This is a genomic window from Bradyrhizobium sp. NBAIM18, assembly GCF_020193825.1.
Lineage (GTDB): Bacteria > Pseudomonadota > Alphaproteobacteria > Rhizobiales > Xanthobacteraceae > Bradyrhizobium > Bradyrhizobium yuanmingense.
In genome coordinates, this window is the sequence record NZ_JADYVO010000016.1 from 21,294 (window position 1) to 42,440 (window position 21,147).

The 21,147-nt window shown below is 64.6% G+C and carries 16 protein-coding genes; 6 read left to right on the forward strand and 10 right to left on the reverse strand.

Annotated elements, in window-relative coordinates:
• Window positions 1-24: 24 nt before the first annotated feature.
• Window positions 25-1,161 carry an acyl-CoA dehydrogenase family protein gene (locus I6F17_RS27450; protein ID WP_225126329.1) on the reverse strand — a complete coding sequence of 379 codons (1,137 nt, stop codon included), beginning with the start codon at window positions 1,159-1,161 and terminating at the stop codon, window positions 25-27.
• Between the two features lie 118 nt (window positions 1,162-1,279).
• Window positions 1,280-2,050, reverse strand: a complete 771-nt coding sequence (locus tag I6F17_RS27455) for a helix-turn-helix transcriptional regulator (protein ID WP_225126296.1) — start codon at window positions 2,048-2,050, stop codon at window positions 1,280-1,282.
• Between the two features lie 186 nt (window positions 2,051-2,236).
• On the opposite strand from I6F17_RS27455, the gene I6F17_RS27460 reads away from it, so the two are divergent.
• The 4 genes from I6F17_RS27460 (at window position 2,237) to I6F17_RS27475 (ending at window position 8,591) form a co-directional block, all read left to right on the forward strand.
• Entirely contained in the window at window positions 2,237-4,501 is a 2,265-nt protein-coding gene (locus I6F17_RS27460) for a marine proteobacterial sortase target protein (RefSeq protein WP_225126294.1), read from the forward strand.
• Between the two features lie 215 nt (window positions 4,502-4,716).
• Entirely contained in the window at window positions 4,717-5,286 is a 570-nt protein-coding gene (locus I6F17_RS27465) for a class GN sortase (RefSeq protein WP_225126292.1), read from the forward strand.
• Between the two features lie 135 nt (window positions 5,287-5,421).
• The gene (locus tag I6F17_RS27470) at window positions 5,422-7,638 is read left to right on the forward strand and encodes an acetate--CoA ligase family protein (protein ID WP_225126290.1); all 2,217 of its coding nucleotides are present in this window, start codon (window positions 5,422-5,424) and stop codon (window positions 7,636-7,638) included.
• Between the two features lie 131 nt (window positions 7,639-7,769).
• On the forward strand, window positions 7,770-8,591 hold the full coding sequence (locus tag I6F17_RS27475; RefSeq protein WP_225126289.1) for an MlaD family protein: 822 nt from the start codon (window positions 7,770-7,772) through the stop codon (window positions 8,589-8,591).
• A 46-nt stretch (window positions 8,592-8,637) separates the two neighbouring features.
• Here the strand turns inward: I6F17_RS27475 and I6F17_RS27480 are convergent, their stop codons facing one another.
• The 8 genes from I6F17_RS27480 to urtA form a co-directional block, all read right to left on the reverse strand.
• A complete protein-coding gene (locus I6F17_RS27480) occupies window positions 8,638-9,678 on the reverse strand; it encodes an aliphatic amidase (protein WP_225126287.1) in 1,041 nt (346 codons plus the stop codon).
• 34 nt (window positions 9,679-9,712) lie between these two features.
• Window positions 9,713-10,090 (reverse strand): zinc ribbon domain-containing protein, encoded by a 378-nt coding sequence (locus tag I6F17_RS27485; RefSeq protein ID WP_225126285.1) that lies wholly within the window; start codon window positions 10,088-10,090, stop codon window positions 9,713-9,715.
• Between the two features lie 109 nt (window positions 10,091-10,199).
• Window positions 10,200-11,429: a formamidase gene (gene fmdA / locus I6F17_RS27490; RefSeq protein ID WP_028133835.1), complete on the reverse strand. Its 1,230-nt coding sequence runs from the start codon at window positions 11,427-11,429 to the stop codon at window positions 10,200-10,202.
• A 27-nt stretch (window positions 11,430-11,456) separates the two neighbouring features.
• Window positions 11,457-12,146, reverse strand: coding sequence for an urea ABC transporter ATP-binding subunit UrtE (urtE, locus tag I6F17_RS27495; protein WP_036002119.1), 690 nt, complete (start codon window positions 12,144-12,146; stop codon window positions 11,457-11,459).
• A 68-nt stretch (window positions 12,147-12,214) separates the two neighbouring features.
• Window positions 12,215-12,970, reverse strand: a complete 756-nt coding sequence (gene urtD / locus I6F17_RS27500; RefSeq protein ID WP_225126283.1) for an urea ABC transporter ATP-binding protein UrtD — start codon at window positions 12,968-12,970, stop codon at window positions 12,215-12,217.
• A gap of 10 nt (window positions 12,971-12,980) precedes the next feature.
• A complete protein-coding gene (gene urtC / locus I6F17_RS27505) occupies window positions 12,981-14,123 on the reverse strand; it encodes an urea ABC transporter permease subunit UrtC (RefSeq protein WP_157285376.1) in 1,143 nt (380 codons plus the stop codon).
• Between the two features lie 17 nt (window positions 14,124-14,140).
• Window positions 14,141-15,067, reverse strand: a complete 927-nt coding sequence (gene urtB, locus I6F17_RS27510; RefSeq protein WP_057025951.1) for an urea ABC transporter permease subunit UrtB — start codon at window positions 15,065-15,067, stop codon at window positions 14,141-14,143.
• 143 nt (window positions 15,068-15,210) lie between these two features.
• Window positions 15,211-16,470, reverse strand: a complete 1,260-nt coding sequence (urtA, locus tag I6F17_RS27515; protein ID WP_036002134.1) for an urea ABC transporter substrate-binding protein — start codon at window positions 16,468-16,470, stop codon at window positions 15,211-15,213.
• Between the two features lie 169 nt (window positions 16,471-16,639).
• Here urtA and I6F17_RS27520 point away from each other — a divergent pair, with 169 nt between their 5' ends.
• Both I6F17_RS27520 and I6F17_RS27525 read left to right on the forward strand, forming a co-directional pair.
• A complete protein-coding gene (locus I6F17_RS27520) occupies window positions 16,640-20,011 on the forward strand; it encodes an ATP-binding protein (protein ID WP_225126281.1) in 3,372 nt (1,123 codons plus the stop codon).
• Entirely contained in the window at window positions 20,001-20,921 is a 921-nt protein-coding gene (locus I6F17_RS27525) for a response regulator (RefSeq protein ID WP_225126327.1), read from the forward strand. The genes I6F17_RS27520 and I6F17_RS27525 overlap by 11 nt, the downstream gene beginning before the upstream one ends.
• Window positions 20,922-21,147 lie beyond the last annotated feature (226 nt).

A 21,147-nucleotide genomic window follows, 5' to 3' on the forward strand; every position in this document is an offset into this window, starting at 1 on the left:
CGGAATGACGCGAGGAGAGAGCGTTCAAAGACCCATCTGCCGCGACGCCAGATCCTTCATGATCTCCTCGGTGCCGCCGCCGATCGCGTTGACCTTGACCTCGCGGTAGATGCGCTCGGCCTTGATGCCGCGCATGAAGCCGGCGCCGCCGAAGATCTGCACGGCTTCCGAGGCGCAGAACGCCATGGTCTGCGTCGCCTGGTTCTTCATCATGCAGATCTCGGCGACCGGGCTCTCGCCCTGCTCGAGCCGCCAGGCCAACATCTCCAGCATCGCTTGCGATGCCGCGACCTTCTGCGCCATGTCGACGATCTTGTGGCGGATGACCTGGTGCTGCGCGAGCGGCTTGCCGAAGGTCTGGCGTTCCCGGGCGTAGGCGATGGCCTCGTCGAGGCAGACGCGGGCGAAGGCGGTGCAGCTCGCGGCCATGCCCATGCGCTCGCTGTTGAAGTTCTGCATAATGATCTTGAAGCCCTGGCCCTCCTCGCCGATCAGGTTCTCGGCGGGCACGCGGCAGGCGTCGAAATGCAGCGTCGCGGTATCGGAGGCCCACCAGCCCATCTTCTTCAGCTTGGTCCTGGACAGGCCGGGCGTGTCGCCTTCGATCAGGAGCAGGCTGACGCCGCCGGCGCCCTCGCCGCCGGTCCGCACCGCAACGGTCAGATAATCGGCACGCATGCCTGAGGTAATGAAGGTCTTCTCTCCGTCCACGACGTAATGATCGCCGTCGCGCCGCGCGCGGGTGCGCAAATTGGCAACGTCGGAGCCGCCGCCCGGTTCGGTGATCGCGAGTGCGGAGATCTTCTCGCCTGCCAGCACCTGCGGCAGCACGCGCGCCTTCACCTCGGCCCGTGCGGCCCGCGCGATCGGGGGAGAGCCGATCGTGTGGCTCATCAGGCTGGCGCTGACGCCACCTGCGCCGGCGCGCGCAAGCTCCTGGCTCGCGACGATCTTCATGAACTGGTCGGCGGCGATGCCGCCATATTCTTCCGGGAATCCAAGTCCCAAGAGGCCAATTTCGGCCGCCTTGCGATAGAGCGTGCGCGGGAATTCGCCGGCTTCGTCCCAGTCATGGGCGAAGGGCGTGATCTCCTTCTCGACGAAGCGCCGCATCACGTCGCGAAACGCGTCGTGCTCGGCGGTATAGAACGGGCTCTTCATCGCGAGACTTGCCTCGAACGGTTTCGTCTCAGCCACCATGGCTCGAACCTCGGCCGCTCACTTGCGCGGAGTGGCTGATTGGCGCGGACGCTTCGAGCGTGGACGTCTTATCCTGGGGTCACAGCGTCAGAAACAACGCGAACGGCTCTTCCACCGTGCGGCGCAAGTGCTTTCGATACAAGGCGTGGTTGGGATCCTCGGGCGCAACCCGGCCCAAGGAAGGTTTTGGGATATTCCTGAGCGGCACATAGGCGATCGGCGCGGCAATTGGCGTGAGCTGGGAGCCGGGCCCGGCGCGCAGCGTCGAGATGATGCCGTACATCTCGCCTGATACCGTCGGCCGCGACACCGTGATCACGCGGTGCTGGCCGTGCTTGATGATGACGAGGTAGATGAAGCCGGACTGATGCGGAACGGCGACCTCGCCGGTATGCTCGTAGGCGGCATCGGTCCGCTCGCCTTCGCGGAAGACCAGCGAGGAGAGTTTCGGCTCCCAGGCGATCTCGGTGCGATAGGCGAAGATCGCGTCCTTGTCGCCGAACGACGGCCGCAGGGTAATGTAGACGTCCTCGAGCCAGGTCACCGCGCGGTGGGCATAGGAGCCGAGGCTGTCGGGCGCGACGTCGTTTGCGGCCGGCGGCGTCGCCACGATGACGCTCTTGCGCAAGGAGACGCCGAGCGCCTGCTCCAGCCGGACGGTCGTCGCCAGCGTGAACGGCCGCCGGCCGCCGAGCACCTTCTCCAGCGTCGACAGGCTGAGCTTGGCCTGCTCGGCCAGCGCCTGCCGGGACATCCGGCGCCGGGCGAGCTCCTCGCGGATGGTCTCGGCGATCTCGCGGCTCTGCTCGTCCGAAAGCTGCTTGTCGGTGAGTTTGTCCTGCGTCTGCATCGTCAGCCCTGCTCCAGGCCGGTCACTGTAGCAGGGCGGACAAAACAGCACAAAACCGCACATGATCGCCCCGGTCGAAACGAGCGGGGGCCGGCCGCGGCGGAACATTGCCGATCATTCTGCTCGCGAAACGCCGCCCCGCCGGCGGATGCTGAGGACCAGCAAACATGCTTCGGAGCAAGCCAAATGAGCGCCTACGACACGGCCGACGGCGACGACCACCCGCTGTTGAGCCGCCTCATCAAGGTCGGACTGTTCCTTCTCGCGCAGGGCATCGCCGTGATGCTGGTCGCCCTCCTGGCCCTGCTGGTGAGTTTCGGGGCGAGCTGGTCGGCAACGACCGAACAGGCCAACCTGCTCCAGCCCGGCGAGGCCCGGTCGGGCAGCCTGCTGCTGAAGGAGGACGGCACTACCACGGAGGCGATCCGTCTCGGGACTGATGTCGACATCACGGTGTCGGGCCCGACCTTGCGCGCCCGCGTCACGCAAGTCTTCCGCAATCCGACCAAGGATTGGGTGGAAGCCACCTACGTCTATCCGCTCGCGGCCGGCGGCGCCGTCGACACGCTGAAGATGGTGGTCGGCGACCGCGTCATCATCGGCGACATCAAGGAACGGCAGCAGGCGCGCGTGATCTACGAGGAGGCGCGCCGCGTCGGCCAGAAGGCCGCGCTCACCGAGCAGGAGCGGCCGAACATCTTCACCAACTCGGTCGCCAATATCGGTCCCGGCGAAACCGTGCTGGTGCAGATCGAGTACCAGGAGCCGGTGCGTCAAGTCGGCAACGAATATTCGTTGCGCTTGCCGCTCGTGGTCGGGCCGCGCTACAATCCCGCGCCGATCATCCAGAGCGTCGATTTCCGCAAGGATGGTTCGGGCTGGGGCGCGGCGACGTCGGACCCGGTGCCGGATCGCGAGCGCATCTCGCCCCCTGTGCTCGATCCCGCCAGGAATGCACCGGTCAATCCGACCAGCATCACAGTACGCCTGCAGGCCGGCTTCGCGCTCGGTGAGGTCAAGAGCCACCATCACAACGTCAAGACGGAAAGCCCTGATAACATGACGCGCGTGGTGACGCTCGCCGACGGCATCGTTCCCGCCGACCGTGATTTCGAGCTGACCTGGAAGCCGGCTGCCGAGACAGCGCCGTCAGTCGGACTGTTCCGCGAGCACATCGGCGATGCCGATTACCTGCTCGCCTTCGTCACCCCGCCGAGCGCCGAGCAGGCGGCGCAGAAGCCGCTGCCGCGCGAGGTCGTGTTCGTGATCGACAATTCCGGTTCGATGGGCGGCACGTCCATCGTGCAGGCGAAGGCGAGCCTGCTCTACGCCCTCGGACGCCTGCAGCCGAATGACCGCTTCAACGTGATCCGCTTCGACGACACCATGGACATGCTGTTTCCGGCCGCCGTGCCGGCCGATGCCGCCCATATCGGCGAGGCGACCTCCTTCGTCGGCGCCTTGCAGGCGCGCGGCGGCACTGAGATGGTGCCGGCGATGCGCGCGGCACTGGCCGACAGGCTCGGCGACACCGGCATGGTCCGCCAGGTCGTGTTCCTGACCGACGGCGCGATCGGCAACGAGCAGCAATTGTTCGATGCGATCACGACGATGCGCGGCCGCTCGCGCGTGTTCATGGTCGGCATCGGGTCGGCGCCCAACACCTATCTGATGACCCGTGCCGCCGAGCTCGGCCGCGGCGCCTTCACCCATATCGGCTCCACCGAGCAAGTGGAGGAGCGCATGCGCGGCCTGTTCGCCAAGCTGGAGAATCCGGCCGTGACCGGCCTCACCGCAAGGTTTTCCGAAGCCAATGCCGACGTCACCCCGGCGATCATTCCTGACGTCTATCGCGACGAGCCCCTGGTGCTGGCGGCGAGGCTCGACAAGCTCGCAGGCTCGCTCGAGATCAAGGGCCGCGTCGGCGACCGCCCATGGTCGGTGACGCTGCCGCTGCAAAACGCGGCCGAAGGCATGGGCCTGTCAAAGCTCTGGGCCAGGCGCAAGATCGCCGATGCGGAGGTGGCGCGCACCCTGCGCGAGATGACACCCGAGGCCTCCGACAAGGCGATCCTGGCGCTCGCGCTCGACCATCAGATCGTCACGCGGCTGACCAGCCTCGTCGCGGTCGACAAGACGCCAAGCCGTCCCGAAGGCGAACCGCTCAAGCTCAGCGAGCTGCCGATCAACCTGCCCGCGGGCTGGGATTTCGAGAAGGTGTTCGGCGAGCGGCCGCATCTGACGCCGACGCAGCTGCACGAGCGCCATGCCGATGCGCGCAATCAGCCGGCAACGCGACGGCCTATGCCTGCTGCGCCCGATGCGATCCGCCTGCCCAAGACCGCGACCTCGGCCGAGCTGAAGATGATCGCAGGCTTCATCCTGATCGTGCTCGCCCTGATCCTGTTCGTGTTCAACCGGCGTCGGACCTTGCTCACCGACGCCGCTTGAGAGAGGAGCTCCCCGAACTCCTCTGTTAGCGCGCGCGGCTGCCCGTCCCCTGCAAACGGCCGCGCGCGTTTTTTTTCACGGTCATTGCGAGGAGCGAAGCGACGAAGCAATCCAGACTGCCGCCGCGGAGACAGTCTGGATTGCTTCGCGGAGCCTGTCATCGGGCCGCGCTTCGCGCGGACCCGGTGGCTCGCAATGACGGGAGACGAAACACAATGCCCCGCTTCATCTCTCCTGTGGCTCTCGCGCTTGTCGGCCTCATCCTGTTCGGCGACGGCGCCTATATCCACGCCAAGGCGTGGCTGGCGCAGATGCTGCTGGAGCGGGCCTTCGACCGGAGCATTGCCACGGGACAGGCGGTGAAGCCCTGGTCCTGGGCCGACACCTGGCCGGTCGCGCGGATCGAGGTGAAGCGGATCGGCGCGAGCGCCATCGTGCTGGAAGGCGCGAGCGGGCAAGCGCTCGCTTTCGGGCCCGGTCATATCCAGCACACGGCTGATGCGGGCGAACGCGGGATCGCCGTCTATGCCGCCCATCGCGACACTCATTTCCGCTTCCTGAAGGATGTTGCCATTGGCGACGTCATCGATGTCACGCGCAGTGACGGTCGACACTTTCGCTATCGCGCGGATTCCTCGGCCGTGGTTCGCTTCGATGCATCCGGCATCGATCCCATGGCACAGGGTTTCGAGCTTGTTCTCGCGACCTGCTGGCCATTCGATGCCGTCACATCCGGACCCGAGCGCTACATCGTGCATGCGACATTGATTGGCGCCGACGGCTAGATCGCCGATCGGACTGACACGCACCGGTGCGCGCTTCATTCCACCACACGGCATACCCAGCCACACAGTTGCCAAAGGACTCGCCATAGAACAGAGTGACGCGACACCAATAAGAACAACAGGTGAGGTCACGCCATGGAAGCCCGTGTGTCTGCTGCGCCCGCATCACGTCCATGGTCTCCGCCGCCCGATGCCAGCGACATCGTCAAGGGCATCCACGCAATGCTGCACCCGCACAACATCGTGCTGGTGGGCGCGACCGACAAGCCCGGCAATTATGCCGAGCGCATCTGGAACAATCTGATCAAATATGGTTTCGAAGGCGGGCTCTATCCGGTCAACGCCAAGCGCGATACCGTCTGGGGCGTTCCCTGCTACAAGGATTTTGCGAGTCTTCCGGAGAAGCCCGATCACGTCCTGGTGCTGGTGCCTGCGCGCTTTGCCGTGCAGGTGATCCGCGACGCCGCCGCAGCCGGCGCGCGGTCGGCCACCATCGTCACCTCCGGCTTCAGCGAGCTGCAGGATGACGAAAGCCAGAAGCTCGCTGCCGAATTGCAGGCTGCGGTGCGCGAGACGGGGCTCGCGGTCACCGGCCCGAACTGCCTCGGCAATTTGAGCGCCGGCGAAAAGCTCTTCACCAATATCGACGATCGCATCGTCACCATGGAACAGGGCGCGGTGGCGATCGCCGGCCAATCCGGCGCGATCGTCATGGCGATCCGACAGACGCTGGAAGACCGGGGTGTCGGTGTAGGCTACATGGTGACCACGGGCAACGAGGCCGGGCTCGAGACGCCGGACCTGATGCGCTATTTCGCCGAGGATCCGAGCATCAAGGTGATCGTCGTCTACCTCGAGGGCGTGCGCAACACCAAGGCCTTCCGCGACGCCTGCAAGGCGGCGCGCGCGGCGAGCAAGCCCGTGATCGCCCTCAAGCTCGGCGCCTCCGAAGGCGGCCGCGCCGCGGCGATGGCGCATACCGGCGCGCTCGCCGGCTCGATCGAGACGTTCGACGCGATCGCGACGCGCGAAGGGGTGATCCGGGTCGGCGGCCTCGACGAGCTGATCGAGACCACCGAGTGCTTCGTGCACGCGGCCGTTCCGAAAGGCGACCGGCTCGCCGCTGTGACGCTGTCCGGCGGCAAGCGCGGCATGCTGATCGACGCGTTCTATGCCGCAGGCCTGAATTTCACGCCGCTGAGCCCGCATGTCAGCGCGGAGCTGGCGAAGATGCTCGGCCCCGGCTCGATCGTCGGCAATCCGCTCGATGCCGGCTTTGCCGCAGTGGTCGATCCCTCCGTCTACATGAAATCGATCAAGCTGATGATCGACGACCCCGATATCGACATCGTCATCGTCGATGCCGAGCTGCCGAAGGCGCCGCACGAGCTGCGCGAGCGCAACTTGCGCATCGTCAACGAGATGGCCAGCAAGGCGGGCAAGCCGGTGATCTACATCAGCGCGATGTCGATCGGCTTCACCGAATACACCAAGGACTTGCGGAACTCGCTGCCGCATCTCGCGGTGATGCAGGGCATGGACCGCGCGGTGACCGCGATCAAGTCGCTGCTCGCCTATGCGAAGCTGCGCAAGGAGGTGCCCGATATCGTCTCGAGCTCGAAACCCGCCGCCCGTGCCGTGCTGGAGAAGACGTTGAAATCGGCGACCGGTGCTGCGCTCGACGAGGTCGCCTCGAAGAAGCTGCTCAAGGCCTATGGCATCCCGATCTCGAAGGAGGCGATCGCGCAGACTGCGGCGGACGCCATCAAGATTGCCAAGCAGATCGGTTTTCCGGTCGTGGCAAAACTCGTCAGTGCGGAGATCCTGCATAAGTCCGACATCGGCGGCGTGGTGCTGAACCTCAACAGCGCAGCCGAGGTAAAGAAGGCGTTCGCCGACATCACCGCGCGGGTGGCGAAGCTCAAGGGCAAGCCGAAGCTCGACGGCATCCTGATCGCGCAGCAGGTCAAGGCCGAGCTCGAGCTGGTGGTCGGCGCCTCGCTCGATGCGGAGATGGGCCCGGTCGTGCTGTTCGGCACCGGCGGCATCGACATCGAGCTGTTGAAGGATGTCGCGCTCGCCGGCGCGCCGCTGGACGAGGCCGAGGCACAGCTCCTGATCGGCCGCACCAAGGCCGGCATCAAGATGCGCGGCTATCGCGGCAGGCCGGTCTTGCACGAGGCCTCGGCGGTGAAGGCCCTGGTCGGGCTGTCCAACCTGATCGCGGATGCGGGCGATCGCATCGCCTCGGTCGACATCAACCCGTTCCTGATCAACACCAGGACGGGTGTGGCCGTCGATGCCCTGATCGTGCTGAACAATGCTGCGGCAAAGCGGGCGGCCGGGCATTGAGGTGCGTGGCGTAATCCACCAATTCGGTGCATTCACGCGCGAGGCGTGACGGGTTACGCTTCGCTAACCCGCCCTACGTACCATCGCGACCTTCTTCCAACCATCCCGCTTTGGCCCTAAACTCAGCCTGCATGGCACGCGCGAGCAATCTTGTGATCGGAACGGCAACGCTGGCGGCGATCGCCGTGGCGTTCGGCGGCCTGCTCGGCGTACAGAAATGGCGCACGATCCAGAGCCGCAGCCAGTTGCGCGTGGTGTTCGAAGGCGGCTCGGCCAGCGGCCTGCGCCGTGGCGGGCCGGTCAATTTCGACGGCGTGCCCGCCGGCCAGATCCTGTCGATCAAGCTGGATAGTCCGCGCAGGATCGTGGCACTCGTCATGCTCGACAACACCGCGCCGATTCGCAAGGACACCGTGGCCGGAATCGAGTTCCAGGGCCTCACCGGCATTGCCGCGATCTCACTCATCGGCGGCGCCCCCTCTGCACCGCCGGTGCCGCTGGACGCGGACGGCATCCCGGTGCTGACGGCCGATCTCAGCGACGCCGAAACCATCGTCGAAACCCTGCACAGCGTCGACCGCACCATCGTGAACAACGCCCCCGCAATCAAGGAGGGCCTGCACACGTTCGAGACTTACACCGCCGATCTCAGGAGTAAGGGCGCGGAGATCGATTCGGTCATGGCCAAGGTCGACAGCGCCTTCGCAGGGTTCGACAAGGCGGCCGCCAAGATCGAGGGCGCGGTGCCGGGCTTCGTCGACGGCAAGGCCGACGAGCTGTTCGAGAAGATCCAGGGACTGCACGAGCTTGCCGGCACCATGAAGAAGAAGTCGGCGGCCTATCTCGAAGACATTCGCCGCTCCCTGCTCGACGTCAGCGAGGCCGCCAACAAGATGAGCGGCACGCCGGCGCCACCGCGGCCCCCGCGCAGGCCCACCGAGCAGAAGCGATAGAGCTCTTTCTTACCCTCCCCTGGAGGGTGACGCAGGCCGCAACAGCTCAGTAATTGCTGGCCGCCGTCCCGTTCGGGATGCCGTCGATCGGGCATTCCTCGGTGCCTGGAGTCGCGCGGGTCATTGCCTCGACCATGTCGCGCGTGCCTTCGGGATCCCTGATCCAGTTCTTGTAGAAATCATACGGGCACGCGGCGACGCCGCGCGGGCTGTCGCCGGAATTGATCATGCCGGTGTAGCCGCGATGAACGAGCTTGTAGAGATGGTTCTGCGACTGGCCGTTGCGGCGCGCGTCGCGGATCAGATGCTTCGACAGCTGCGCGTACTGGATGCCGTAATCCTCCTCGCCGCATTCGCCGAGCGTGCGGCCGTCGAAACCGATGATCGCGGAGTGGCCGAAATAGGAATAGACACCGTCGAAGCCGGCGGCATTGGCGACCGCGACATAGACGTTGTTGGCCCAGGCCATGGCCTTTGAGATCATGACCTGCTGCTCCTTGGCCGGATACATGTAGCCCTGGCAGCGCACGATCAGCTCCGCGCCCTTCATGGCGCAGTCGCGCCAGATCTCCGGATAATTGCCGTCGTCGCAGATGATCAGGCTGACCTTGAGGCCCTTGGGACCCTCGGAGACATAGGTGCAATTGCCGGGATACCAGCCTTCGATCGGCACCCACGGCATGATCTTGCGGTACTTCTGCACGATCTCGCCCTTGTCGTTCATCAGGATCAGGGTGTTGTAGGGCGCCTTGTGCGGATGCTCCTCGTGACGCTCGCCGGTGAGCGAGAACACGCCCCACACTTTGGCCTTGCGGCAGGCCTCGGCGAAGATCGCGGTCTCCTCGCCCGGCACCATTGACGCCGTCTCGTACATCTCCTTGGCATCGTACATGATGCCTTGCGTGGAATATTCCGGGAAGATCACGAGATCCATGCCGGGCAGCCCGACCTTCATGCCGACGATCATGTCGGCGATCTTGCGGGCGTTGTCGAGCACCTCGGCCTTGGTGTGCAGGCGGGGCATCTTGTAATTGACCACCGCGACGCCGACCGTGTCGTTGCTGCTGGAGATGTCACCGTGAAGCATGTGGAGCGCTCCTGTTGTCTGATGCTGGCGTGGGTTAGTGGCTGATCATCCAGGGGCGTGCGGTCGGAAAGCCCTTGGCGCCGCTCCTGGTCTTGGTCACCAGCCGCGCCGGCTTCTTCCTATCCGCCGCGCTCTTGTCCTTCACGGTCTTGCCCGAGGAGCAGCAGCCGCAGCCCGGCCCGTGCGAGGCCTTATATTGCGCCAGCGTCTGCGGTGCGTGCGTGCTGCGCTCGTTGACGGCGTGCGCCTTGCGCTTCTCCGCCGGCATGCAGAAGAAGTTCGGCGCCGTCAGGATGACGCGGGGCGCCATCGTCTCGCAGTGTGGGCAGCTCTGCGGATCGTCGCATTCCGCCATCGGGCGCAGGTCCTTGAAGGGACCGCAGTCGTCACAGAGATATTCGTAGACCGGCATCGCATCATCCCACTTCTGTGCTCAACACAACTCGCTGCCACCGTGCGTGTGGAGACAGCCCCTCACCCCGAACCCTCTCCCCGTGAGAACGGGGAGAGGGAGCGCGGCGTCACTTGTCCGGCGAGATCGGCATCTGAATGTCGCCGGTGATGTGCTTGATGGGTCCGGCCGCCGACGGCATCACGTCGAAGTCGAAGATCTCGGTCGGCAGCCATAGCGTGGCGCAGGCGTTGGGCACGTCGACCACGCCGGAGATGTGGCCCTGGCACGGCGCGGTGCCGAGGATCGAATAGGCCTGGGCGCCGGAATAGCCGAACTTCTTGAGATACTCGATCGCATTCAAGCAGGCCTGGCGATAGGCGATGTGGACGTCGAGATAGTGCTGCTTGCCGGCCTCGTCCACCGAGATGCCCTCGAAGATCAGATAGTCCTTGTAGTTCGGCGTGATCGGCGACGGCTTGAAGATCGGATTCTTGATGCCGTATTTCGACATGCCATCCTTGATCACCTCGACCTTCAGGTGCAGCCAGCCCGCCATCTCGATGGCACCGCAGAAGGTGATCTCGCCGTCGCCCTGGCTGAAGTGCAAATCGCCCATCGAAAGGCCCGCGCCGGGCACGTAGACCGGGAAGTAGATCTTCGAGCCGCGCGAGAGATCCTTGATGTCGCAATTGCCGCCATGCTCGCGCGGCGGCACGGTGCGCGCACCCTCGGCGCCGATCTTGGCCTTCACATCGCCCTTGGCGCGGCCGCCATGGGCGGTCGGCGCGAACGGCGGATTGGCAAGGCCAGGCACGCGGGTCGGGTTGGTCGAGATCAGCTCGGCCTCGCGCTTGTTCCAGGTGTCCAGCATCTTCGGATCGGGCAGACAGCCGATCAGGCCGGGATGGATCAGACCGGCAAAGTTGACGCCGGGCACGTGACGCGACGAGGTGTAGAGACCCTTGATGTCCCAGATCGACTTCTGCGCCAGCGGGAAATGGTCGGTGAGGAAGCCGCCGCCGTTCTGCTTGGAGAAGAAGCCGTTGAAGCCCCACAGGCTCTCCTTGAGCGGACCGACGTCGAGCAGGTCGACGACGAGAAGGTCGCCGGGCTCGGCGCCCTTGACCCCGATCGGGCCGGAGAGGAAGTGCACGATCGACAGGTCGATGTCGCGCACGTCGTCGGCGGAATCGTTGTTCTTGATGAAGCCGCCGGTCCAGTCATAGGTCTCGATGATGAAATCGTCGCCGGGATTGACCCAGGCCACGATCGGGATGTCGGGGTGCCAGCGGTTGTGCACCATGTCGTTTTCATAGGCCGATTTGGTGAGATCGACCTTGATCAGTGTCTCTGGCATCGAGATGCTCCCCTTTTACACGGTTGGTTAGACGGACAGATATTTCGAGACCTGCGCGGCATCGACGGCATCGCGCGGATCGTCGCGCACGATCTCGCCGTTCTCGATCACCAGCACGCGGTCGGCGATGTCGAGCGCGAAGCTGAGGACCTGCTCGGACACGACGATCGAGAGCCCCTTCTCGTCGCGGATGCGCTTTAGGGTGCGCGCCATTTCCTTGATGATGGAGGGCTGGATGCCTTCGGTCGGCTCGTCCAGCAGCAGCACCTTCGGCTTGGTGGCGAGAGCGCGCGCGATCGCCAATTGTTGCTGTTGCCCGCCGGAGAGATTGCCGCCACGGCGGCCCTTCATCTCGAGCAGCACCGGGAACAGTTCGTAGATGTCGTCAGGCACCTCGGAGCCGCCGGAGACGACGAGCCCGGTCTCGATGTTCTCTTTCACCGTCATGGTGGAGAAGATCATGCGGCCCTGTGGCACGTAGGCGAGACCCTTGGCGACGCGCTCAAAGCTCTTGAGGTTGCCGAGCTCGGCGCCATCCATGTTCACCGAGCCGCTCTTGGCCGGCAGGATGCCCATCAGCGACTTCATCAGCGTGGTCTTGCCCATTCCGTTGCGGCCCATGATCGCGACGATCTCGTTCGCCGCGACCTTGACGTTGAGCCCGTGCAGCACCTCGCTCTGGCCGTAGGCGACGTGGAGATCGGAAATAGCCAGCATCAGCGTGCTCCTTGCTTCTTGCGCATGATCTTGTCCGGAAACCGGACGCCACTTTCCGGGATCATGCGCTAGTGACCGAGGTACACTTCGATGACCTTGGGATCGTTCTTCACCTTCTCCATCGTCCCCTCCGAGAGGATCTGGCCCTGGTGCAGCACGGTGACCTTGTGCGCGATGTCCTCGACGAACTTCATGTCGTGCTCGATCACCAGCACCGAACGGTTCTTGATGATGCGGTTGAGCAATTCGGCGGTCTTGGCGCGCTCGGACACGCTCATGCCGGCGACGGGCTCGTCGAGCATCAAGAGGTCGGGATCCTGGATCAGCAGCATGCCGATCTCGAGCCACTGCTTCTGGCCATGGCTGAGCTCGTCGGCATAGGTGTTGAGCTTCTCCTTGAGGAAGATCATCTCGGCGACCTCCTCGACCCGGTCCTTCACCAGCTGGTCGCGCTGAAAGGTCAGCGAGCCGAACACGGTGCGGCCGCGCGGAAACGAGATCTCGAGGTTCTCGAACACGGTGAGATCCTCGAACACCGACGGCGTCTGGAACTTGCGCCCGACGCCGGTCTGCACGATCTCGTTCTCCTTCATCTTCGTGAGCTCCTTGCCACGAAACTGGATCGAGCCCGAGGTCGCCCTGGTCTTGCCGCAGATCAAATCGAGCACCGTGGTCTTGCCGGCGCCGTTGGGGCCGATGATGACACGGATCTCGTTCTCCTCGACATAGAAGGAGAGGTCGTTGACCGCCTTGAATCCGTCGAACGAGACGGTGAGGCCTGAGACCGCGAGCAGGAAGTCCTTGGGCTGGTGTCCAATAAGCATGATCGCCTCCTCACTCTGCCGGCGCGCCGTCGGCGACGGAATTGTCGGTCCAGCCAGACTTCGGCTTGCGCGAGGCGAACAGCCGGTCGATGCGCGGCTGCACGTAATCGGCCCAGAGCCCGGACAGGCCGTTGGGGAAAGCGAGCACGACGGCGATGAACAGCGCGCCGAGACCGAACAACCAGAGTTGCGGGAAGGATTCCGACAGGCTGGTCTTGGCGAAATTCACCAGGATCGCGCCCCAGACCGCGCCGAAGATCGACATCCGTCCGCCGACCGCAGTGTAGATCACCATCTCGATCGACGGCACGATGCCGACGAAGGACGGCGACATGAAGCCGACATTGAGCGCGAACATGGCGCCACCGATCGCGGCGAAGATCGCGGCCATGCAAAAGGCGAAGATCTTGAAGTTGGCGACGCTGTAGCCGGAGAAGCGGACGCGGTCCTCCTGCTCGCGCATCGCCACCAGGATGCGGCCGAGCTTGGTGAGGCGGATGAACTGCGCGATGCCGATGCAGGCGAACAGCAACACCACCTCGACGAAGTACAGGATGATCTTGGCGTGATCGGGCCGGATGTCCCAACCCTTCAGCGTGCGCAGATCGGTCATGCCGTTGATGCCGCCGGTATAGCCCTGCTGGCCGACGATGAGGATGGTCAGGATGGCGGCGACGGCCTGGGTGATAATCGCGAAATAGGTGCCGCCGACGCGGCGCTTGAACATCGCGGTGCCGATGATCAGAGCGAAAAGGCCGGGGACCAGGATGATGGCGAGGATGGTGAAGGTGAGGCTGTGAAACGGCTGCCAGAAGAACGGCAGCGCCGTGATCTGATTCCAGTCCATGAAATCGGGGATGCCGGGCGTCGACTGGATCTTGGTGTTCTCGACGCTGGAGGCTTCGAGCTTGAGGAACATCGCCATGCAATAGCCGCCGAGACCGAAGAACACGCCCTGCCCCAGGCTCAAGATGCCGCCGTAGCCCCAGCACAGCACGAGGCCGATCGCGACGAAGGCATAGGTCAGATATTTCGCGACCAGGTTGAGGCGGAACACGTCAAGCGTCAGCGGCAGGATCACGAACAGCACGGCGGCGAGCGCAATGAAGCCCATCAGTTCGGATCGGTTGAAGAAGCGTGAGTTGATGATCATGACTTGCCTGCTTCTCGTTATTTGCGGACCTTGAGGGCGAACAGACCCTGCGGCCGCAGCATCAGGATGCCGACGACGGCGAGCAGTGTGAGCACCTTGGCCATCGAGCCCGACATGAAGAACTCGAGCGTCGATTGCGTCTGCGAGATCGAGAAGGCCGAGGCGATGGTGCCGAGCAGGCTGGCGGCGCCGCCGAACACGACGACGAGGAAGGTGTCGACGATGTAGAGCTGGCCCGACGTCGGCCCGGTCGAGCCGATCATGGTGAAGGCGCTGCCGGCGACACCGGCGATGCCGCAGCCGAGGCCGAAGGTGTAGCGGTCGACCTTCTCGGTGTTGATGCCGACCGCGCCGGCCATGATGCGGTTCTGCACGACCGCGCGCACCTGGCGGCCCCAGCGCGACATGTAGAGGACGTAGGCGACGGCGATGGTGATCAGCACGGTGAGGCACATCACGAAGACGCCGTTGATCGGCACCTCGATGCTGTCGGTGACGCGCAGCGAGCCCAGCATCCATTGCGGCAGCTCGACGCCGACCTCGCGCGCGCCAAACACCGAGCGATAGGCCTGCTGCAGCATCAGGCTGAGGCCCCAGGTGGCGAGCAGCGTATCGAGCGGGCGCTTGTAGAGGTGCCGTATCAACACCCACTCCACCAACATCCCCAAGGCGCCGGAGGCGAAGAAGGCCAGGATCATCGCGAGGAAGAAGTAGCCGCTGAACAGGCTCGGCAAATAGGCCTGGAAGAGATTGGAGGTCATCCAGGTGACGTAGGCCCCGAGGATCATGAACTCGCCATGGGCCATGTTGATGACGCCCATCTGGCCGAAGATGATCGCGAGGCCGAGTGCCATCAGGACATAGACGGAGAACAGGATCAGTCCGGCAAACCCCTGCATGACGAAGATCGAGCCGAGGTCGCCAATCGAATAGTCGCCGAACATCCATGTCCTCCGTCGGGAAAGGGTCCCGCGTCGCGAGCAGGTTCGCGACGCGGGGGCTTGAGGCATGGACTTGCGATCCACGCCAGGGAGCGGTTTTGTCTTGAGGGGGTGGGACGGGCGCCGCGACTTACCGGTAACGCTTCTTACTGGTAACCCTTCGGGAACGGATCCGGCTCGACGAGATCGGCGGTCTCGTAGATCAGCTCGAACTGGCCATCGAGCTTGGCGCGCCCCACCCGGGTCTTCGACCAGAGGTGATGGTTCTCGTGGATGCGCACATAGCCTTCCGGCGCGCCCTTGAACTCGACACCCGTAGAAGCCGTGGCGATCTTGTCGACGTCGAAAGAGCCGGCCTTTTCGACCGTCAGCTTCCACAGCCACGGGCCGAGATAGGCAGCCTGGGTGACGTCTCCGATCACGGTCTTCTCGCCCCACATCTTCTTGAACGCCGAGACGAAAGCCTTGTTGTTCGCATTGTCGAGCGACTGGAAGTACTTCATGCAGGCATAGGCGCCCGCGATGTTCTCGCCGCCGATACCGTCGATCTCGTCCTCGGTCACCGAGATCGTCAGCAGTGCCTGCTTGGAGAGATCGATGCCAGCCGCCTTGAGCTGCTTGTAGAAGGCGACGTTCGAGCCGCCGACGACGTCGGTGAAGATCACGTCCGGCTTGGTCAGCTTGATCTTGTTGATGACAGAGTTGAACTGCGTCGAGCCGAGCGCATAATATTCCTCGCCGACGACCTTGCCCTTGAGCACGTTTTCGACGTGCTTGCGCGCGATCTTGTTGGAGGTGCGTGGCCAGATGTAGTCCGAACCGATGAAGAAGAACGACTTGGCGCCCTTCTCCTTGGCGATCCAGTTGAGGCCGGCGAGAATCTGCTGGGTCGCTTCCTGGCCGGTGTAGATGACGTTCTTGGACTGCTCGAGGCCTTCGTAGAAGGTCGGGTAGTAGAGCATGCCGTTATACTGCTCGACGACCGGCAGCACCGCCTTGCGCGAGGCCGAGGTCCAGCAGCCCATGATCGCCGCCACCTTGTCGTTGACGAGCAGCTTCTTCGCCTTTTCGGCGAAAGTCGGCCAGTCCGACGCGCCGTCCTCCTGGATGAACTTGATCTTGCGCCCGAGCACGCCGCCCGCCGCGTTAATCTGCTCGATTGCCAGCTTTTCGGCCTGGATCGAGCCGGTCTCGGAGATCGCCATGGTGCCGGTCGCCGAATGCAGGATGCCGACCGTGACCTCGGTGTCGGTGACGGCCAGACCCGTGGTGTTGACCGCCGAGGTCGCCGGCGCCTGCGCAAATGACCCGCGCGGCAGCATGGTGATGGCCGGCACCGCGGCCATTCCCATCAATAATTTGCGCCGCAGCGGCGACAACAGGCCCTTGTTTGCTTCGTCTGACATGAGCACCCCACTTTTGTTCGAGAACACGCGATTGGTGCCCGTGAGGATGGCTCGAATTTATGCAGCGCGCGCATACGCAAGATCGCGTATACTGCACCGCAAAATGCCGACGTAGGCTTCTGGTACGGAATTTGCGAGGGGTCCGGGTCCGTATCGGGAGTGGGGTTAAGTGGCAGGGCGGCAGCGAATAGACCGCGTCAGGCGCCAGTACAATCAATGGGTCGCCAACCAGACGCTGGAAGATTACGCCCTGCGCTTCACCGCCAAGAGCGCGCGGCGCTGGTCCGCCGCCCGCGTCGCCAACACGGCACTGGGCGCGATCTCGTTCCTGGCGATGGAGGCGATCGGCGGGACCATCACGCTGAACTATGGCGTCACCAACGCGACTGCCGCCATCGTCGTGGTTTCCATCATCATCTTCGGCTGCGGGGTGCCTATTGCGTATTATGCCGCCAAATGCGGCATCGACATCGACCTGCTGACGCGGGGGGCCGGCTTCGGTTACATCGGCTCGACCGTCACCTCGCTGATCTACGCCTCCTTCACCTTCATCTTCTTCGCGATCGAGGCCGTGATCCTCACCTCAGCGCTCGAGATGTGCTTCGGGATTCCGCGGCCGGTGGGCTATCTCATCAGCGCCGTCGTCATCATCCCGCTGGTGGCCTACGGCATCACGCTGATCAGCCGCTTCCAATTGTGGACGCAGCCGCTGTGGGTGATCCTTCACATCATTCCGTTTGCCGCGATCGCCTGGCACAACCCGCGCTCCTTTGCGGAGTGGCACAAGTTCTCCGGCGAGCACGGCGACCTCAACGGGCATTTCGATCTCCTGCTGTTCGGCGTTGCGGCCTCGGTCGTGTTCTCGCTGGTGGCGCAGATCGGCGAGCAGGTCGACTTCCTGCGGTTCCTGCCGCGCGACCGTCGCGCCTCCAGGGCCTCCTGGTGGATGGCGCTGATGAGCGCGGGGCCGGGCTGGATCGTGCTGGGCGCGCTGAAGCTGCTGGCGGGCTCGTTCCTCGCCTTCTTCGCACTCAGCCACGGCGTGCCGCCCGAAGAAGCCGCCGAGCCGGCGCACATGTATCTCGAAGCATTCCGCTATGTGCTGTCGCAGCCCGACCTCGCTTTGGCCTTGACCGGCACCTTCGTGATCCTGTCGCAGGTCAAGATCAACGTCACCAACGCCTATGCCGGCTCGATCGCCTGGTCGAACTTCTTCTCGCGCTTGACCCACAGCCATCCCGGGCGCGTGGTCTGGCTGGTCTTCAACGTCGTCGTGGCCCTGCTGCTGATGGAGATCGGCGTCTACAAGGCCCTGGAGCAGACGCTGGCGCTCTATTCCAACGTCGCGATCGCCTGGGTCGGCGCGCTGGTCGCGGACCTCGTCATCAACAAGCCGCTCGGACTGCGGCCGCAGCAGATCGAGTTCAAGCGCGCGCATCTCTACGACGTCAATCCGGTCGGCGTGGGAGCGATGACGATCGCGACCATCGTCTCGATCAGCGCCTTCTACGGCCTGTTCGGGCCGACCGCGAAGGCGCTGTCGGCCTTCATCGCGCTCGCCGCGGCCTTCCTCACGGCGCCGTTGATCGCCTGGGCCACAGGCGGCAAATACTACATCGCGCGCAAGCCGAAGCGGAGCTGGCAGAACATCGAGGCGATCCAGTGCTGCATCTGCGAGCACTCGTTCGAGCCGGAGGACATGGCCTCCTGCCCCGCTTACGCAGGCCCGATCTGCTCGCTGTGCTGTTCGCTGGATGCGCGCTGCCACGATCTCTGCAAGCCGCACGCGAGATTCCAGGCGCAGGTGTCGGAAACGCTGGGCCGGCTGATGCCGCAGCCGATCTACGCCCGGATCAACTCGCAAGTCGGCCACTATATCGGCGTGTTCGTGGTCTCCGCCGGCCTGATCGCCCTGGTGCTGGGACTGATCTATCTGCAGACGTCGGCGAACGTGCACGGCGACAACGAGCTCGTGTCCGACGTGCTGTGGAAGGTGTTCTTCTCGCTCAGCATCATCATCGGCGTGGTGGCGTGGCTGTTCGTGCTGGCGCAGCAGAGCCGCCGCGCCGCCGAGGCCGAGACGCGGCGGCAGACCGCGCTGCTGATCCAGGAGATCGACGCGCACAAGCGCACCGATGCCGAGCTCCAGCGTGCCAAGGAGGTCGCCGAATCCGCCAATCTCGCCAAGAGCCGCTATGTGGTCGGGCTGAGCCACGAGCTGCGCTCGCCGCTCAATGCGATCAGCGGCTATGCGCAGCTGCTCGAGCAGGATACGAGCCTTGGTGCCAAGCCGCGCGACCAGGTCCGCGTCGTTCGCCGCAGCGCCGACCATCTCTCCGGGCTGATCGACGGCATCCTGGACATTTCCAAGATCGAGGCGGGGCGGCTGTATCTGTCGCGCGACGAGGTGCGCTTGAGCGAGTTCCTCGACCAGCTCGTCGGCATGTTCCGCCTCCAGGCCGCCGCCAAGGGCATCGACTTCGTGTTCAAGCGGCCGCCGACGCTGCCGCGGGTGGTCTATGCCGACGAGAAGCGGCTGCGTCAGGTGCTGATCAACCTGCTCTCGAACGCCATCAAGTTCACCCAGTCCGGCAGCGTGCAGTTCGTGGTGCACTACCGCAGCCCGGTCGCCGAGTTCGAGGTGATCGACACCGGCCCGGGCATCCAGGGCGGCGACCTCGAACGTATCTTCGCGCCATTCGAGCGGGGTGCGCTCGGCGCGTCGCAGCCGCAGACCGGCACGGGCCTCGGGCTCACCATCAGCCGCCTGCTCGCTGGCGTGATGGGCGGGGACATCAAGGTCACGAGCACGGTCGGCACCGGCTCGACCTTCAGGGTCAAGATCCTGCTCTCGGAGGTCGCCAATCCCCAGCGCACCGCGCCGGTGGAGGCGCCGGTCTCAGGCTATCACGGCCCGCGCAAGACCATCCTCGTCACCGACGACGATCCCGTGCATCGCGACCTCCTGCGCGAGGTGCTGACGCCGCTCGGCTTCATCCTGCTCAGCGCACCCGACGGCGCCGGCTGCCTCGCACTGGCGCAGCATTGCCGGCCCGATCTGTTCCTGCTCGACATCTCGATGCCCGCCATGGACGGCTGGGCGGTCGCCGAGGCCTTGCGCGCCAGCGGCCACCATCAGGCGCGCATCCTGATGGTGTCGGCAAGCGCGCTCGAGGCTCATGGCACGCCGCTGGCGCAGCCCTTCCACGACGGCTACCTGATGAAGCCGATCGACATCCCGCGGCTGCTGGCGACGATTCGCCAGCTTCTCAAGATCGAATGGCAATACGGCTCGCATGAGGTCGCGGTGCCGTTCTGGCATCCGGAGACCGGATCGAAGCCGCCGCTGCGGCACATCGAGGCGCTGATCGGGCTCGGCCAGATCGGCTACGTCAAGGGCATCCAGCTGAAGCTGGACGAGATCGGCAGCGAGCACCCCGAGCATGCCGACTTCGTCGCGCAGATGCGGTCGCTGGTCGATCGCTTCGATCTCGACCAGTACATGGACACATTGAAGACGTTGCATGCTTATGAGCATTGAATCGAAGAAGCGCGACGTCGCGCTCGTCGTCGACGATTCCCCGGAGACGCTCCGGCTGCTCACCGACGCGCTCGACGGCGCCGGCATGACGGTGATGGTGGCGCTCGACGGCGCCGCGGCGATGCGCATCATCGACCAGATCACGCCCGACATCATCCTGCTCGATGCCGTGATGCCCGGCATCGACGGCTTCGAGACCTGCCGCCGGCTCAAGCGCGATGCGGGTCTCGCCAATGTCCCAGTCATCTTCATGACGGGTCTGGCCGAAACCGAGCACATCGTGCGTGGATTGGAGGCCGGCGGCGTCGACTACGTGACCAAGCCGATCGTGATCGAGGAGATGCTGGCGCGCATCCGGGTCCATCTCGGCAATGCCCGGCTGACCCAGAGCGCGCGCGCCGCGCTCGACGTCTCCGGCCGTTTCCTGTTCGCGGTCAATCGCCAGGGCAGCGTGCTGTGGGCGACGCCGCAGGCGCAGAAGCTGCTATCCGATCATCACGGCGCGCAGGCCGACGACTTCGTGCTGCCGGCGACGCTGCTGCAATGGCTCGAGCAGGCGAAGGCCAAGAGCGGCTCGAAATCCCAGGCCGCGTCGCTGCCCGACAATCCGCAGCTCCGCTTCTACTACATGGGCGAGACCGCGCCGAACGAATTCCTGCTGCGGCTGTCCAAGGAAGCCGGCACCGCGCTGCCGCCCGAATTCACCAGCGAGCTCGGCCTCACCACGCGCGAAGGCGAGGTGCTGGCCTGGCTCAGCAAGGGCAAGACCAACCGCGACATCGCACAAATTCTGGGCCTCAGCCCGCGCACCGTCGACAAGCACCTGGAGCAGATCTACGCCAAGCTCGGCGTCGAGAACCGGACCGCCGCGGCCGCGATCGCCGCGAATGCGACGCGGCGGAATTCGTGAGCGTGCGGCAATGAGTTGAGATGCCGCGCACCCGACGGTGTCGTCCGGACAAGCGCGCCTCAAGCGCGCGCCGATCCGGGACCCATAACCACAGGGAGTAGTTTGGCGAAGACTCGGAGTGACCAGCTCGCTTCATAACCACTCCCTGTGGTAATGGGTCCCGGGCTCGCTTCGCGCCCCGGGACGACAGTGGAGTGTGCGGCTAATCGCCCCTTACATCAGCATC

What these genes read in the sequence shown, in the direction of transcription:
- urtC (WP_157285376.1), bottom strand. Translation starts at nt 14,123, where the DNA reads ATGATCATCAACTCACGCTTCTTCAACCGATCCGAACTGATGGGCTTC.
- urtD (WP_225126283.1), bottom strand. Translation starts at nt 12,970, where the DNA reads ATGCTTATTGGACACCAGCCCAAGGACTTCCTGCTCGCGGTCTCAGGC.
- I6F17_RS27485 (WP_225126285.1), bottom strand. Translation starts at nt 10,090, where the DNA reads ATGCCGGTCTACGAATATCTCTGTGACGACTGCGGTCCCTTCAAGGAC.
- I6F17_RS27525 (WP_225126327.1), top strand. Translation starts at nt 20,001, where the DNA reads ATGAGCATTGAATCGAAGAAGCGCGACGTCGCGCTCGTCGTCGACGAT.
- I6F17_RS27465 (WP_225126292.1), top strand. Translation starts at nt 4,717, where the DNA reads ATGCCCCGCTTCATCTCTCCTGTGGCTCTCGCGCTTGTCGGCCTCATC.
- I6F17_RS27455 (WP_225126296.1), bottom strand. Translation starts at nt 2,050, where the DNA reads ATGCAGACGCAGGACAAACTCACCGACAAGCAGCTTTCGGACGAGCAG.
- I6F17_RS27475 (WP_225126289.1), top strand. Translation starts at nt 7,770, where the DNA reads ATGGCACGCGCGAGCAATCTTGTGATCGGAACGGCAACGCTGGCGGCG.
- I6F17_RS27480 (WP_225126287.1), bottom strand. Translation starts at nt 9,678, where the DNA reads ATGCTTCACGGTGACATCTCCAGCAGCAACGACACGGTCGGCGTCGCG.
- urtB (WP_057025951.1), bottom strand. Translation starts at nt 15,067, where the DNA reads ATGTTCGGCGACTATTCGATTGGCGACCTCGGCTCGATCTTCGTCATG.
- I6F17_RS27450 (WP_225126329.1), bottom strand. Translation starts at nt 1,161, where the DNA reads ATGAAGAGCCCGTTCTATACCGCCGAGCACGACGCGTTTCGCGACGTG.
- I6F17_RS27470 (WP_225126290.1), top strand. Translation starts at nt 5,422, where the DNA reads ATGGAAGCCCGTGTGTCTGCTGCGCCCGCATCACGTCCATGGTCTCCG.
- I6F17_RS27460 (WP_225126294.1), top strand. Translation starts at nt 2,237, where the DNA reads ATGAGCGCCTACGACACGGCCGACGGCGACGACCACCCGCTGTTGAGC.
- urtE (WP_036002119.1), bottom strand. Translation starts at nt 12,146, where the DNA reads ATGCTGGCTATTTCCGATCTCCACGTCGCCTACGGCCAGAGCGAGGTG.
- urtA (WP_036002134.1), bottom strand. Translation starts at nt 16,470, where the DNA reads ATGTCAGACGAAGCAAACAAGGGCCTGTTGTCGCCGCTGCGGCGCAAA.
- fmdA (WP_028133835.1), bottom strand. Translation starts at nt 11,429, where the DNA reads ATGCCAGAGACACTGATCAAGGTCGATCTCACCAAATCGGCCTATGAA.